The organism is Pseudoduganella sp. SL102, from assembly GCF_027856995.1.
GTDB classification, from domain to species: Bacteria; Pseudomonadota; Gammaproteobacteria; order Burkholderiales; family Burkholderiaceae_D; genus Rugamonas; species Rugamonas albidiflava.
The window spans coordinates 6,738,048-6,752,955 of sequence record NZ_CP115554.1 but is presented as its reverse complement, the minus strand read 5'-3'; the positions used below and the strand labels follow the sequence as shown (position 1 = coordinate 6,752,955).

The 14,908-nt window shown below is 68.8% G+C and carries 12 protein-coding genes; 9 read left to right on the top strand and 3 right to left on the bottom strand.

Going from position 1 to position 14,908, the window contains the following annotated elements:
• The first annotated feature begins 41 nt into the window (after nucleotides 1–41).
• From OU994_RS28570 to OU994_RS28560, 3 genes are read left to right on the top strand one after another with little or no spacing between them, the layout of a single operon-like run.
• Complete coding sequence (locus OU994_RS28570) at nucleotides 42–818, top strand: rhamnogalacturonan acetylesterase (RefSeq protein ID WP_281608657.1); 777 nt, start codon at nucleotides 42–44, stop codon at nucleotides 816–818.
• Nucleotides 815–2,257, top strand: a complete 1,443-nt coding sequence (locus OU994_RS28565) for a pectinesterase family protein (RefSeq protein WP_281608656.1) — start codon at nucleotides 815–817, stop codon at nucleotides 2,255–2,257. Before OU994_RS28570 ends, OU994_RS28565 begins: the two co-directional genes overlap by 4 nt.
• Nucleotides 2,258–2,274: 17 nt before the next feature.
• The gene (locus tag OU994_RS28560) at nucleotides 2,275–4,194 is read left to right on the top strand and encodes a glycoside hydrolase family 28 protein (protein WP_281611744.1); all 1,920 of its coding nucleotides are present in this window, start codon (nucleotides 2,275–2,277) and stop codon (nucleotides 4,192–4,194) included.
• Between the two features lie 183 nt (nucleotides 4,195–4,377).
• On the opposite strand, the gene OU994_RS28555 is transcribed toward OU994_RS28560, so the two are convergent.
• Complete coding sequence (locus OU994_RS28555; protein WP_281608655.1) at nucleotides 4,378–5,205, bottom strand: glycosyltransferase family 2 protein; 828 nt, start codon at nucleotides 5,203–5,205, stop codon at nucleotides 4,378–4,380.
• Nucleotides 5,206–5,317: 112 nt separating this feature from the next.
• Here OU994_RS28555 and OU994_RS28550 point away from each other — a divergent pair, with 112 nt between their 5' ends.
• The 5 genes from OU994_RS28550 to OU994_RS28530 all read left to right on the top strand — a co-directional run bounded on the left by OU994_RS28550 (nucleotide 5,318) and on the right by OU994_RS28530 (nucleotide 9,344).
• A complete protein-coding gene (locus tag OU994_RS28550; RefSeq protein ID WP_131143991.1) occupies nucleotides 5,318–5,644 on the top strand; it encodes a thioredoxin family protein in 327 nt (108 codons plus the stop codon).
• A gap of 39 nt (nucleotides 5,645–5,683) precedes the next feature.
• Nucleotides 5,684–6,955, top strand: coding sequence for an MFS transporter (locus OU994_RS28545; RefSeq protein WP_281608654.1), 1,272 nt, complete (start codon nucleotides 5,684–5,686; stop codon nucleotides 6,953–6,955).
• A 133-nt stretch (nucleotides 6,956–7,088) separates the two neighbouring features.
• Entirely contained in the window at nucleotides 7,089–8,933 is a 1,845-nt protein-coding gene (locus OU994_RS28540) for an amidohydrolase (RefSeq protein WP_281608653.1), read from the top strand.
• Between the two features lie 10 nt (nucleotides 8,934–8,943).
• Entirely contained in the window at nucleotides 8,944–9,195 is a 252-nt protein-coding gene (locus OU994_RS28535; protein ID WP_281608652.1) for a DUF1427 family protein, read from the top strand.
• On the top strand, nucleotides 9,192–9,344 hold the full coding sequence (locus OU994_RS28530) for a XapX domain-containing protein (protein ID WP_281608651.1): 153 nt from the start codon (nucleotides 9,192–9,194) through the stop codon (nucleotides 9,342–9,344). The genes OU994_RS28535 and OU994_RS28530 overlap by 4 nt, the downstream gene beginning before the upstream one ends.
• Nucleotides 9,345–9,921: 577 nt before the next feature.
• Here OU994_RS28530 and OU994_RS28525 read toward each other — a convergent pair.
• Nucleotides 9,922–10,725, bottom strand: coding sequence for a winged helix-turn-helix domain-containing protein (locus tag OU994_RS28525; RefSeq protein ID WP_281608650.1), 804 nt, complete (start codon nucleotides 10,723–10,725; stop codon nucleotides 9,922–9,924).
• A 563-nt stretch (nucleotides 10,726–11,288) separates the two neighbouring features.
• On the opposite strand from OU994_RS28525, the gene OU994_RS28520 reads away from it, so the two are divergent.
• Nucleotides 11,289–14,300, top strand: a complete 3,012-nt coding sequence (locus tag OU994_RS28520; protein WP_281608649.1) for a PEP-CTERM sorting domain-containing protein — start codon at nucleotides 11,289–11,291, stop codon at nucleotides 14,298–14,300.
• A 217-nt stretch (nucleotides 14,301–14,517) separates the two neighbouring features.
• Here the strand turns inward: OU994_RS28520 and OU994_RS28515 are convergent, their stop codons facing one another.
• Nucleotides 14,518–14,772 (bottom strand): hypothetical protein, encoded by a 255-nt coding sequence (locus OU994_RS28515; RefSeq protein ID WP_131143998.1) that lies wholly within the window; start codon nucleotides 14,770–14,772, stop codon nucleotides 14,518–14,520.
• Nucleotides 14,773–14,908 lie beyond the last annotated feature (136 nt).

Sequence of the window (14,908 nt, the reverse complement as noted above, 5' to 3'; positions counted from 1 at the left end):
GCCGTGGCCGGCGGTTTTTTACCATGGAGCGGAGGTCTTACATGAAACAGCGTTTCCTGTGCGGTGCCCTGGCTGCCCTGCTGTCGCTCGGCAGTGCCGCCGCGGCGGACAAGCCGGTGCGGTTCATCCTCGTCGGCGATTCCACCATGGCCACGGCCAGCGGCTATGGCGATGCGTTCTGTGCGCGCGTGAACCGCGCCCACACGTGCATCAACCTGGCCAAGGGCGGGCGCAGCTCGTCGAGCTTCCGCGCCGAAGGGCGCTGGGACGAGGTGCAGGGCCTGCTGAAAGGCGCCGCCGCCTACCGCGCCACATATGTACTGATCCAGTTCGGCCACAACGACCAGCCGGGCAAGCCGGGCCGGTCGACCGACCTGAAGACCGAATTCCCCGTCAACATGGCCCGCTATGTCGACGAAGTGAGGGCCCTGGACGGCGTGCCGGTGCTGGTGACGCCGCTCACGCGCCGCATGTTCAGGGATGGCGTGCTGGAAAACACGCTGGTGCCATGGGCGGACGTGATCCGCGCCACCGCGAAGGAAAAGCAGGTGCCGTTGCTGGACCTCAATGCCGACAGCTACGCCGCCGTGCAGGCGATGGGCCAGGCGCAGGCAGACACGTTCGCGGTGGCGCCGAAGCCGGCCGCGGCCCCGGTCGCCGCGGGAGCGGGTGTCGAGCCGCAGGGCGCCGCCAAGAGCGCCTTCGACTACACGCACCTCGGCGCCAAAGGAGCGAACTACTTTGCCGCGATGGTCGAACGCGATCTGAAGGCGGCCATCCCCGCCGTGGCGGCCGAGTTCAAACCGGAGGGCGAATGATGCGCGCGGCACTGCTGCTGGCAGCCGTATGCATTGCCGGTGCTGCGCAGGCCCAGGACACCGGCGCCGCCGGCAGGCCGCAGCTCAGCGCAGCCGAAGCAAAACGCTTTTCGATCGCCGAAGTGCTCAAGACCACCGGCCGTGCCGGTGCGGAGAAAACCGATCCGTGGGATCCGCTGGCCGATCCATTGGCGCGCAATGTTCCGTTCACGGCCGACTACACGGTCGACGCGGCGGGCCGCGCCGATGGCGTGAAGACCTTCGTCAGCGTGCAGCAGGCCATCAACCGCGCCATCGTCGATGCGGCCGCTCAGCCGGGCGGCGGGCGCCAGTACATCCTCGTCAAGCCGGGCACCTACCGCGAGCTGGTCTACGTGCCTGCATCGGCGCGGCCGATCACGCTGTACGGGGAGGGCGCCACGGCGGCCGATACTGTGATCTCGGCCGGGCTGGATGCCGCCGTGCCGGTGGCCGACTACATCAGGCAGCACGGCGCGCAGTTTGCCCGGCTGGCCCCCGCCATCGTGGAAATGCATGCGCAGATCGCGGCGCGCGCGCCCACCATCTCGACCAGCGGTTCGATGACGGTGTGGACCCGCAATCACGGTTTCCAGGCGCGCAACCTGACCATCGAGAATGCCTACAACAAGGCCACCGGCAATGCGCGCGACGAATGCGGCGAGCGCGTGTGCGGCACGCCGGAGAAACCGCAGGCCCGCGTCAGCCACCAGGCCGTGGCCCTGCTGGTCGAAGGCGCCGACAAGGCCCAGTTCGAGAACGTGCGGCTGATCGGCTTCCAGGACACGCTTTACCTGAAGTCGGGCGAGACCCGCGTCACCGCGCGCAGCTTCTTCCACCGCTCGTATATCGAGGGCGACGTCGATTTCATCTTCGGCGATACCACCGCCTATTTCTACCGGAGCGAAGTGAAGTCGCTGGGCGACCGCACGATGTCGTACGTGGGCGCGCCGAACACCAACTGGCGCACGAAGTACGGCTTCGTGTTCAACGAAGTGAAATTCACCAGCGACGGTTCGCCGAACGCGCTGGCCGGCAAGTTCTACCTGGCGCGCCAGTGGTTCCACAACTCGCGCTGCAGCCCGTACGCGCCGGTGGCCGTGGCCGGCTATGCGTGCACGCTGAGTACCGCCAGCGCCTACCAGGCCCCGAAGGGCACGATCACGCCCACCGTGCTGGAAACGGTCGGCAAGATGGTGGTGATGAATTCGCGCATCGGCGCGCACATCGACCGCGCCAGGCCATGGTCGGACTGGAACGCGCCCGGCACGCTGGCTTACCGCCCGGCGCAGTTTTCATCGGATGATTTTTTCAAGAACCTGAAGAACGCGGGCTTCGACCCCGTCAACCACCTGGGCTACGGGAAGCAGCCCCTGCCGCCGGACGTGTACCTGGCAGAATTCAACAACTCCCACGAGTAGGAGACAGCATGAACGAAATGAACCATCACCATGTGAACGACCAGCGCATGAACGACCAGCGAGTCAATGAAAAACGCCGCGCGATGATGAAGGCGGTATCGGCTTCCAGCCTGGCGCTGGCCGGCGGCGGCGCCGCCCTGGCGACCGGTTCGGCCAGCGCGGCGATCGGCGACGACCCGTGGGGCCGCGCCAAGGAAATCGTCGACCGCCTGAGCAAGCCCCTGCGCTTCCGCGACCAGGACTTCCCGATCACCGATTTCGGCGCCGCGCAGTGCAAGCTGGTCAAGATCAGGGCCTGGATCTCGCACGACGACCAGGCGACGGTCGACACGCATGCGCCGGGCTCGCACGATTGCTACCCGGCGATCAGGGCCGCCATCGAGGCCTGCCACAAGGCCGGCGGCGGCCGCGTGGTGATCCCGGCCGGTAACTGGTTCGTGGCCGGCCCGATCGTGCTGCTGTCGAACGTGCACGTCCACCTGAAGAAGGGCGCCAACGTGCTGTTCTCTACGCAGCCGGCCGATTATGCGAAGTACGGCGAATTCGATTGCGGCAAGCACGGCAAGCTGGTAATCACGCGCTGGCAGGGCAACGATTGCCTGAACTTCGCCTCGCCGGTCTACGCCTACGGTGCCGACAACATCGCGCTGACGGGCGAAGACTGGACCAGCGTGCTGAATGGCCAGGGCGGCGTGCCCTTCAACGGCAAGGATGGCGACTGCTGGTGGACCTGGAAGGGCAAGAACCGCACGATCAATCCGGCCTCGCAGGCCAACACGCCTGGCTACGTGGAAGGCAAGCTGACGCAGCGCGTGCCGAACCCGATCAACCCGAAATCGCTGAAGGACGTGGCGCCGCACCTCACGGAAGCGGAGCGCCTGCACATCCAGGGCGAGGGCGAACGCTGGCGCGCCGACGAGCAGTACCTGCCGGCGCTGTCCGAGGCGGGCGTACCGCTGGGGCAGCGCGTGTTCGGCCTGGGCCACATGCTGCGGCCGACGATGGTGCACCTGATCGGCTGCACCAACGTGCTGCTGGAGGGCTATGAACTGAAGGACACGCCGTTCTGGCAGCACCACCCGGTCCATTGCCGCAACATCGTGATCCGCAACGTGCACTGCAACAGCAAGGGCCCGAACAGCGACGGCTTCGATCCGGAATCGTGCGACATGGTGCTGATCGAGGGCTGCACCTTCGACACCGGCGACGACTGCATCGCCATCAAGGCCGGCAAGGACCTCGATACGCAATACGGCCCGTCGCAGAACATCGTGGTGCAGAAGTGCATCATGCAGAGTGGCCACGGCGCCGTCACGCTGGGCAGCGAGATGGCCGGCGGCATCCAGAACGTGTATGCCCAGGACCTCGTGTTCGAGAACATCCACTGGGCCACCGATCCGCTGAACACCGCGATCCGGCTGAAGACCAACATGAACCGCGGCGGCTACCTGAAGAACTTCTACGTGCGCAACGTGAAGATCCCGAATGGCGTGCAGACCAGCCCGTCGTTCTACGCATCGCTGCCCAATTCGCCGATCGAAGCGCGCACCGTGGCCGTGGCCGCCGGCGCCGTCGTCACGTTCGACTGCGACTACACGCCGACCGCCGACACCGTGCGCACCCGTCCGCCGGTGGTGGACAACGTGCAGATTTCCAATGTCACGGTCGGCAACGTGGAAGTGAAGAAGGGCGCCAGGAAGGGACAGAAGGCGGCTTGCTACCAGGCCATCGTCATCCTCGGCCCGGTCTCGAACAACTACAATGGCCCGCAGCCGATGCCGCAGGTGCCGCCGGTCACCAACGTGACGATCAGCGATTGCGACTTCGGCACCACCGTCAGCACCGAGCACCCGTACTTCCTGTACAACGTGCGCGGGCTGAAGCTGAACCGCGTGAAGATCGGCGGCAAGGAGTACAACACCACGCTGTCGGCATAACGGTACTGCCAAGCCGATAACCAAAAACGGTGACAGGCACCGGTTTTTCTGCTGCATTCGTTGCAAAAAAATGGAGCCTGTCACCGATTTCTATTACCCCAACGGCGAACGGCTGGGGTCAGACCCGGCGGGTCTGACCCCGGATTTTGCATTTGGGGTTCGCTCAACCAAGCGGGCCCCAGGTCAACTGCCCGCTTTCAGCACCGCCTCCAGCTCCGCCACTTTCCGCTTCAGGGCCGGCAGGAAGCGGCGGGCGACGCCGTCGTCGCATTCGTTGCGGTCATGGCCGGTGAACCAGTGGTCGGGGCGGACGATGTGCGGCGTGCGGTCGGCCGCGCCGATGTTCTGCTTGACCTGCCTGAAGTAGTCGTAGTGCTGGGTCACGTAGTGGTTGATGCGGAAGTGCTCGTGGGACGGCGCCAGCGCCGGGTCTTGCAGCATCGGCGCCGTGAGCGGCCGCAGCAGCTCGTCGACCGTGCCGAGCGGCGTGGTGAAGACATGCGATCCGGTGCAGCGTACCGGCTGCCCGGAACGGACGATCGACTTGACATGCCGGTTCGGGCCGAAGCCCGGCTCGCTGTGGCGCGGGTAGTCTTCCAGCAGCAGGCCGCCCGGGTCGCGCACATGCCCGTTGCTGCCGTAGCAGATCCAGTACACCGCCAGTGCCGACAGGGGCTTGTCCGCGTAGGGTGCCAGCGCCTCGGCCATCGTCGCGGCGCGGGTGGGGAACAGGAACTCGTCGCCGTCGATGAAGGCCATCCAGTCGACTTCCCGCTGGTGCTTGTCCCATGCGTGCTGGTAGGCGGCCAGTTGCGGCCTGTCGCGGTCGCCCACCGTGTACACCGTGAGGGGATAATGCCGCGCCAGCCTGGCCAGGGTCTGCTCCATGCCGTCGTCGCACCGGTGGCAGTACAGGTAGAAGCGTTCGAAGCCGGCCAGCATGTGGAAGGCCAGCCATTCGACGATCCACGGCTGGCGGTTGCGCTGGATGGAGGTGATGCCAAGGCGCATCGTGATCGCCGGTAGTAGGGACAGGCAATTCTAGCATCGGCCACCGCCGATCCTGGCGCCCGCCGCCGCGCGGCCGTGATAAGGTGCGGCCTTCATCGTTGCGGAGCACATCATGGAACGCACCTACCAGGAGGCCGCCCCGTCGCGGGCCGATATCGACGCGCTGGCCGGTCCGGCACTGCTGGAATTCGGCACCAACTGGTGCGGCTACTGCCGCGCCGCCCAGGCGCCGCTGGCCGAAGCCTACGCGGATTACCCGGCGATCCGCCACTTCAAGGTGGAGGACGGGCCCGGCCGCTTGCTGGGCCGATCCTTCCGTGTCAAACTCTGGCCGACCATGATCTTCCTGCAAGACGGGAAGGAAGTGGCGCGCGTGGTGCGGCCGGAATCCGCCGCCGAGATCCGCGACGCGTTCGCCCAGATCGCCCCACCCGGCTGACGGCACCCTTTCGGTTTTTCCCATCACCCCGGAGTACGCATGTCCCAGCCTCACCCGGCCGGCCGAGTCAACTCGCCCGGCACCGTGCTGTTTGCCAGCCTGATTGGCACCACGATCGAATTCTTCGACTTCTATATCTACGCGACGGCCGCCGTCCTCGTGTTTCCCCACCTGTTCTTCCCGGCCGGCGACCCCACCGCCGCCACGCTGCAGTCGCTGGCCACCTTCGCCATCGCGTTCTTCGCGCGCCCGGTGGGCTCGGCCGTGTTCGGCCACTTCGGCGACCGCGTCGGCCGCAAGGCAACGCTGGTGGCCGCCCTGCTGACGATGGGTATTTCCACCGTGGTGATCGGCATGCTGCCCACCTATGCGCAGATCGGCGCCTGGGCCCCGGCGCTGCTGGCGCTGTGCCGCTTCGGCCAGGGCCTGGGCCTGGGTGGCGAGTGGGGCGGCGCCGTGCTGCTGGCCACCGAGAACGCGCCGCCGGGCAAGCGCGCCTGGTACGGCATGTTCCCGCAGCTGGGCGCGCCGATCGGCTTCTTCCTGTCCGGCGGCATCTTCCTGCTGCTGTCCGAAGTACAGACCGACGAGCAGTTCTTCAGCTGGGGCTGGCGTGTGCCGTTCCTGGCCAGCGCGCTGCTGGTGCTGGTGGGCCTGTATGTGCGGCTGAAGATCACGGAAACGCCGGACTTCCAGAAAGTGCTCGACAAGGGCGAGCGCGTCGAGGTGCCCGTCAAGGCGGTCCTGGTGCAGCATACCCGCGCGCTGGTGCTGGGCACGATGATGGCGATGGCCACCTTCGTGCTGTTCTACCTGATGACGGTGTTCACGCTGAACTGGGGCGTGGCGGGCCTGGGCTTCTCGCGCCAGCAGATGCTGATCCAGCAGCTGATCGCCGTGGTGTTCTTCGGCCTGACGATTCCCGTGGCCGCGCTGCTGGCCGACCGCCATGGCCGGCGCGGCACGCTGATCTGGGTGTCGGCGGCGATCGCGCTGTTCGGCCTGGTATTCGGCCCGCTGTTCGATTCGAACAGCGCGGTCCAGGTCACGCTGTTCCTGGCGCTGGGCCTGGGCCTGATGGGCATGACATATGGCCCGCTGGGCACCATCCTGTCGGAACTGTTCCCGGCCGAGGTGCGCTACACCGGCGCCTCGCTGACGTTCAACCTGGCCGGCATCATCGGCGCCTCGCTGGCGCCGTACATCGCCACCAAGCTGGCCACCACCTACGGCCTGCAGTACGTGGGCTACTACCTGTCGATCGCCGCGGTGCTCAGCCTGATCGCGCTGGTGCTGGCGAAGAAGCAGTAAAGGCCGGCAAGACCGGCAAGGCCTACCTCTTTCGGCATAGGCATGGTGTGCCCCGTCTAGGGATGACGGGGCACGGCAGGTGCGTATGATGGGGCACACCCATCGTCCACCCTCATCGACCACCTACAAGACCATGCTGATACTGACCAACGGCCGCTTCCACACCGCCGACAAAGCCAACCCCGTCGCCACGGCCGTCGCCATCGCCGACGGCAAATTCCTCGCCGTGGGCGGCACCGAAGAGGTGATGCGCCATGCCGCGGCGGATACCCGGGTGATCGACCTGAACGGCCGCACCGTGATCCCCGGCCTGAACGACTCGCACCTGCACCTGATCCGCGGCGGCTTGAACTACAACCTGGAGCTGCGCTGGGAAGGCGTGCCGTCGCTGGCCGACGCGCTGCGCATGCTGAAGGAGCAGGCGCTGCGTACGCCCACCCCGCAGTGGGTGCGCGTGGTGGGGGGCTGGAACGAATTCCAGTTCGCCGAGAAGCGCATGCCCACGCTCGACGAGATCAATGCCGCGGCGCCCGATACCCCGGTCTTCGTGCTGCACCTGTACGACCGCGCACTGCTGAACCGTGCCGCGCTGCGCGCCGTGGGCTATGACAAGACGACGCCGGCACCGCCGGGCGGCGAGATCCAGCGCGACGCGCAGGGCAACCCCACCGGCATGCTGATCGCCCGCCCGAATGCGATGATCCTGTACGCTACGCTGGCCAAGGGCCCGGCGCTGCCGCTGGAGCACCAGGTCAATTCGACCCGGCAGTTCATGCGCGAACTGAACCGGCTCGGCCTGACCAGCGCGATCGATGCCGGCGGCGGCTTCCAGAACTATCCGGAAGACTACCAGGTGGTGCAGCAGCTGGCCGAGCAGGACCAGCTGACGATCCGCATCGCCTACAACCTGTTCACGCAGAACAAGGGCGCCGAACTGCAGGACTTCAGGAAGTGGACGGAGATCGTCAAGCCGGGCGATGGCAGCGACTGGTACCGGCACAACGGCGCCGGCGAGATGCTGGTGTTCTCGGCCGCCGACTTCGAGGACTTCCTGGAACCGCGCCCGGACCTGCCACCGGAGATGGAAGCGCAGCTGGAACAGGTGGTACGCCACCTGGTCGAGCAGCGCTGGCCGTTCCGGCTGCACGCCACCTACGACGAATCCATCTCGCGCATGCTCGACGTGTTCGAGAAGGTCGACCGCGACATCCCGTTCGATGGCCTGCACTGGCTGTTCGACCATGCCGAGACGATCACGCCGCGCAATATCGAGCGCGTCAAGGCGCTGGGCGGCGGCATCGCCATCCAGCACCGCATGGCGTTCCAGGGCGAGTACTTCGTCGACCGCTACGGCGCGGAAGCGGCGAAGCACACCCCGCCGATCAAGCGCATGCTGGAAAACGGCGTACCGGTCGGCGCCGGCACGGATGCCACGCGCGTGGCCAGCTACAACCCGTGGACGGCGCTGTACTGGCTGGTATCGGGCCGCACCGTGGGCGGCCTGCGCCTGTACGACGCCGGCGCGAAACTGGACCGCGCGACGGCGATCGAACTGTGGACCGCCGGCAGCGCGTGGTTCTCCAGCGAGCAGGGCAAGAAGGGCCGCATCCAGGAAGGCATGCTGGCCGACCTGGCCGTGCTGTCGGCCGACTTCTTCCATGTCGACGAGGAAGCGATCAAGTCGATCGAATCGGTGCTCACCGTGGTCGGCGGCAAGATCGTGTTCGCCCAGGCCGAGTTCGACAAGCTGGGGCCGCCGCCGTTGCCGGTCTTGCCGGACTGGTCGCCGGTGAACAAGGTGCCCGGCCACTATCGCGCGGCGGCGCCGGCGGCGCAAAAGGGACTGCTGCCGCACCAGTGCGCCGGCGCCTGCGCGGTGCACCGGCATTCGCACGACGTGGCGCGCAAGTCCACCGTGCCGGTCTCGGATTACGCCGGCTTCTGGGGCGCCTTCGGCTGCAGCTGCTTTGCTTTCTGACGGAGGGGCGATGAACTACGTGAAGATCCTGGCCGGGCTGGTGCTGTCGTTCGTCGTCGGGCTGGCGTGCCGCAAGTTTGGCATCCCGGCCGCCTCGCCGCCCGTGCTGTCCGGCGCGCTGCTGGTGTTCATGATGAGCAGCGGCTACTGGCTGGTGGACCGCTACGTGGCCCGCCGCGCGGCCGAGAACCGGCGCCACTGCGGTGGCCATGCGCTCGATGCGAAGGCGCAGGCGGCGCCGCAGGCAGGGGGCTCGCGATGAGCGCCCTGGTGATCGGTGCGGTGCTGGGCCTGGCGATCGGCGCCGTGTGCCGCGCCTGCGATATACCTTCCCCGGCGCCGCCCACGCCGATCGGCGCGCTGCTCGTGGTGGCGATGACGGGTGGCTACGTGGTGGGCGGGATCATCTAGGCAGATACCGGCGTGCCCGCACCGTGGGCCGAGCGCTTCTGCAGGGCGAACGCCCGGTGGCATGCCGACAGGGTATAGCCCGGCGTGCGGCCCGCTTCGAAAGTGAGCATCGAGCGGTCCACGAGCGTGCCGAGCAGGTCCAGGGTCGCCGCCCCATCGCTGCCGCCGCGATGCGCCATCAGGTCGTCCAGCGAAAACCACGGTGGCATCGCCGCCGTCTCGCACCAGAGCGCCTGCGCCGGCGGGTCGAGCAGCCGGAAGCTCCATTCCAGCGTGTCGGCCAGGCTGCGGTGGCGCGCCGGGCCGTTGCCGTTGATCGTCTTCAGCAGCAGCCAATGGTCGCCCAGCCGTTGCAGCACTTCCGTGACACCCAGGGCCGGAATGCGCGCCGCCGCCAGTTCCAGCGCCAGCGGCAAACCGTCCAGCTCGCGGCACAGCGCGATGGCGATGGGCAAGGTTGCCTCGGTCAGCGCAAAGCGGTGGTCGTGGCCATGGGCGCGCGCCTGCAGCAAGGCCAGCGCGCCGTATTGCAGCGCCGCCTGCAGCGTGCAGCCGGCTGGCGGCACCGCCAGCGGCATCAGCCGGTAGACCTGCTCTTCCGGCAAGTGCAGCCGCACCTGGGTGGTGACCAGCAGCCGCACCGGTGGCGCATGGGCCAGCAGCGCGGCGACGAGCCCGGCCACGTCGCCGGCCACGCGGTCGGCATTATCCAGCACCAGCACGCAGGGCCGCTGCGCGAGGTGGCGCGCCAGCGGAACGGCCGCGGTATCGTCGGCACCCGCCGCGCGCGCGACGGTTTCCAGCACGTCGATGGGCCCGGCGCACTCGGCCAGGTCGGCCCAGACAACGGCAAGCCCGGCGGCCGCCGCGGCGCCGGTGGCGGCATGCCGCGCCAGCGTACTCTTGCCGACGCCACCGCCCCCAGCAAACTCGCCAGGCGATGCTGGCGCAGCATGTCGCCCAGGTCGGCCAGGTCCCTGTCACGGCCGAGCAGCGGGGCGGCGGGCGGCGGCAGCTCTTCCACGGCAACGCCATGGCCGCCGCTCACCGGCAGGTTGAGCCGGTAGCCATGGCCGGGGACCGTCGTGATGGCGTTGCTGCCCAGTAGCTTGCGCAACAGCGAAACCTGCACCTGCAGGTTGTTTTCCTCGACCACCAGCCCCGGCCACGCGGCCGCCAGCAAGGCGCGCTTGCTGGCCATGCCGGGGTGGTGCAGGGCAAGGGCCGCCAGCACGTCGAAGGCGCGGGCCGTGAGCGGCACGGGCTTGCCCCGCAGCCGCAGGCGCCGCGCCGCTGGCCACAATTCGAAGGCGCCGACCTGCAGCAGCGTGCTGCGGGCAGGCCGCTCAGCTCCGCTTAAGAGCGGATTCAGGGAAGCCAAAGGATTTTCAGACATATCAACCCGATACTGATAATCGCAAGCGCTTTGCCGGGGTGCTCTGCAAGGCACGCAGCGCAGGCGCGGCTGGCGGTCCAGGGTGCGTCCGTATCGTCTGTTGATAGCATATTTGCAAGTCAGGCGCAATCTGCCCAGCGCGCCTTGTTGGCATGGCTCGCACCGGCTGTGGCAGCGCCGCGACAAGGCGCGCACTGGCGCTACGGAAGAGCAGGGAAGGCAGGAGCAGCATGGCCGCCAGACCTGGCCGCGCGACTCTGCGGGCCAGGGATCGGACACCGGACGCCGGCCACCAGGGTTTGGTCATCAGACATTGGGCCACCCGACATTGGCCACCAGACTTTGGCCACCAGACTTTGGCCGCCAGACTTTGCCAACCCGACTCTGGTCACCTGACACTGGCCGCCGGGCGGCTCGGCCATGGGCCGGCATGAAGCAGGACATCAGGCGCCTTGTGCCCGGCGCCGGAAGCGTCACGGCACAGGGTGGAAGCCCGTGCCGCGTGAAGGGCATTTCCGGAATTGCTCAATGAGTGAAGGAACTGGATCATGCGCGTCGCCACTTCGTCGACCCTGCCGCCATGCCGCACCCGCGGTGGCCGGCTGGAACCCCTGCTGCCTCTCCTGGCACTGCTGTTATCGGTGGCGGCCGGTCCGGCCCACGCCGACAGCACGGTGACCGGCAACCCCGGCACGCCCGGCACCCATGGGGCCATCCCCGGCGCCGCCGGTGGCGCGGGTGGACCCGGCCAGCCGGCCGTGGCCACCTCGGGGCCGAACAACAGCAACAGCAACGTTGCCACGGCCACCGGCGGCGCTGGCGGCGCGGGCGGCAACGGCGCGGCCGGCGACCCTGGCCAGGACGGCGGCGCGGCCGGTGCGGGTGGCGCCGGTGGCGCGGCCCAGGCCACGGCGGGATCGCATCCGGCCGGCGGCGCCGCCACCGCGACCGCCATCGCGCTCGGCGGCAACGGCGGCAATGCCGGCGAGCCGGGTGCGGCCGGCAGCGGTGCCGCGACCGGTGCGGGCGCCATGGCCGGCCAAGGTGGATACGCCGGCGCCATTGTCGAGGGCAGCGCGCAAGGAGGCAGCGGTGTAACCGCCACCGCCACCGCCACCGGCGGCAACGCGGGCGCGCTTGCCGGTGCTGCCGGCGGCATGTCGGCGGCCGGCGGGGCGGCCGATGCGTTGCTGACCGTCGCGGGTACGGCCAGCGTGTCGGGCACGGCAACCGCGCAGGGCGGGGCGGCATCGGCCGGCCTCGCCACCGGCAGCGGGGCAGCGGGTGGCGCAGCCACCGCCGCCCTGGCCGGCACCGGCGGGACCAGCGGCCTGCTGTCCCTGACCGGCAATGCGCGTGGCGGCAGCGGCGGCGAAGCGGCCGGCAGCGGCAATACGGGCGGCGCGGGCGGTACGGCCGCGGTGACGGTGGCCGGCACCTCGGGCGGCGGCGCCGTCTCGCTGCGCGCGGCCATCACCGGTGGCGATGGCGGTGCCGGCCGGGCCGGTGCCGCCGGCGGGGCGGGTGCCGGGGTGACGGCCGCCAACGTGTTTTCCGGCAGTACCCCAGGCAATATGATCCTGTCGCTGGAGGGCCGCGGCGGCCGGGGCGGCGACAGCGCCGATGCCGCCGCCGGCGCTGGCGGCATCGCCGACCTGACGCTGCAGCGCAACGCCAGCGGATCCAATCTTTCGCTGTTCGGCACGGCCACCGGTGGCGACGGTGGCAGCGTGAGCGACGAATTCGGTGCGGGAACGGCCGGCGCGGGGGGACTCGGCAGGGCCGCGGTCGACGCCAGCAATAGCGCGCGCACTTACGCCGATGCCAAGGCGACCGGCGGCCGGGGCGGCAACCATCGGTCCGGCAACGGCGGGGCGGGCGGCAATGGCCAGGCCAGCAGTACCGCGGTCGATACCGGCGGCGTGCTGGTCTACAGTTTCGCCACCGCGACCGGCGGCGCGGGCGGCAACGGCATCGACTTCGGCAACCAGGGCGGCGCGGGAGGCTCCGGCACTGCCACCGCCAGCGGGCATTCGACATCGGGATCGGTCAACGTGGGCGCCACGGTCACGGGCGGGGCCGGCGGCGCCGGTGGCCTTGGCGCGACCGGGGGCGCCGGTGGCGCGGTCAACCTGGTCGATAGCGTCAGCGGTTCGACCACCGGCGACCTGTTCATGGCGCAAACCGCGATCGGCGGTGAAGGCGGAGCCAGCGACGCACTCGCGGCGGACGGCGGGGCGGCATCGTCGCACCTGACGTTGACCGACAGCGGTGCAAGCCTGCTCAGGACCAATGTCGTCGCCGAGGGCGGCACCGGTGGACGGGGCGTCAACACCGGCATCGCTGGCGGCGGCGGCGGCAATGCCGACACCATGGTCGACCTGACGTCGACCGTGGCGGGCGCCCATGTCACCGCCGATTCGATCGCACGGGGCGGCAACAGCGGCCCCGAGTACCCCAGCGGCATGGGCGGCAGTGCGCTGGCGCGCGCATCGGTATCGGCGGCGGACCAGGCCTACAGCAACAGCATCGCCCGGGGCGGCGCCGGCTATAACAACCAGACGCCCGGTGGCCGGGCCGAAGCGCACTCGTTCGCCCAGTCCGCCGATATCGCGCAGGCGTATGCCAGTGCCACCGGCGGTGGCAGCCCCTGGATGCAGAACGATGGGGTGGCGGTCGCGGAAGCGCGGGGCGGCTTCGGCAGTGCCAGTGCCGGTGCCACGGCCACCGGCTCGCAGGCCGACGCCACGGCGCGCTCGTGGGCCCATGGCGCCGCGAGCAATAACGCTGCCGCCGGGGCCACCGGGCAGGTCACCACGGCGACCGCGCAAAGCACGTCCGACGGCGATGGCATGCTGGTGTCGACGTACGCCAGGGCGAAGGGGCGCACTTACACTGGCGCAGGCACCTCCACCAGCGTCGGGGGCGCCTACAGTGAACCGATGTGGCCAATGGAATATTCCGGCGCCGTGTCGTTCGCGACCGCCGCGCCGACCGCCGGGGATGTGATCGGGGTCCTGTCCGACCAGCCGGAAGTGGCCGGTGTCCTGGGGGCCGGCAGCGTGATCGGCATCGGCGCCAGCGCCGCGTACTATGCCGGCGATGCGGAAGGCGAAGGGTTCGGTGCCTACACGTATGAGACCTCGGCCAGCTTCCAGTTCGCCACGGCGGAGCAGGGCACGCTGGTGCTTGGCCTGGCCGGGGCCATGTCCCAAGGTGCCGGCTTCCAGGCACTGTCATTCACGGTCAGCAACAACGGCACCGAACTGTTCTCGGAAGACTTCACCAGCGTCGCGGAGGCGCAACTGTTCTTCGACGATCACGCGCTGACACTGGGCATGCTGGCGGCGGGGGCGCAAGAGCTCGTGCTGACGACCGGATTCACGCTGAACGACGCCGGCGGTTTCGGCTTCGAGTACGCGATCGGCGTGACAGCCATACCGGAGCCCGGCACCTGGATCATGCTGCTGGCGGGCCTGTCGGTATTGCTGGTGCGGTGGGCGGCGCGCAAGGCGCAGGACCGCCGTGACAGCCAGCGGGGCGCATGGCAGGCTGCCTGAAACGGGCGCGACAAAACGGGCCGCCATGGCGGCCTTGCGAACAGTGACGGTGCATCCTGTTGGCGGGAATGCCGTCCAGGCCGGGTTAAGCCCGAAAGACAGCCTGCTGGCCGGGTTGGACATGCGATCGACGGCCCTGCAGCCGCCGGCCGCGCTGAAGAGGCGTCAGGACGGGCAGCTCTGTTCGGCCGCCCGTCCATTTCCGCGCGGGTATTGCTCAGGCAGGCGGCACCAGCTGCGTGATGATGCGGTCGCGGTTGTTCATCATGAACGTGCGGAACGCCGGCTCCTTGACGGCCAGCCGCACCAGGCCGGGCAGCAGCTCGTAGCAGCAGCCGATCACGGTATCCATCGCCTGCTGGTTTTGCAGCGCCGCCACTGTCCACTCTCCCGGCTTGCCGTCCAGTTTCTGCAGAATCTGCGCGCGGTGCTCGCCGATCACGCGCGAGATGGGGGGCATCAGATCGACCATGGTTCCTCCTGTGTGGTGAAAACACACAGTCTGCCGCCGGGTGGGAATGTTGTTGCTGAGATGAAGCAATGATTGCTCAAAGGAATGCGTTGCCGCAATTTCGCATCCGGCTGCCCCGCTTAGAGTGGCATTCAGA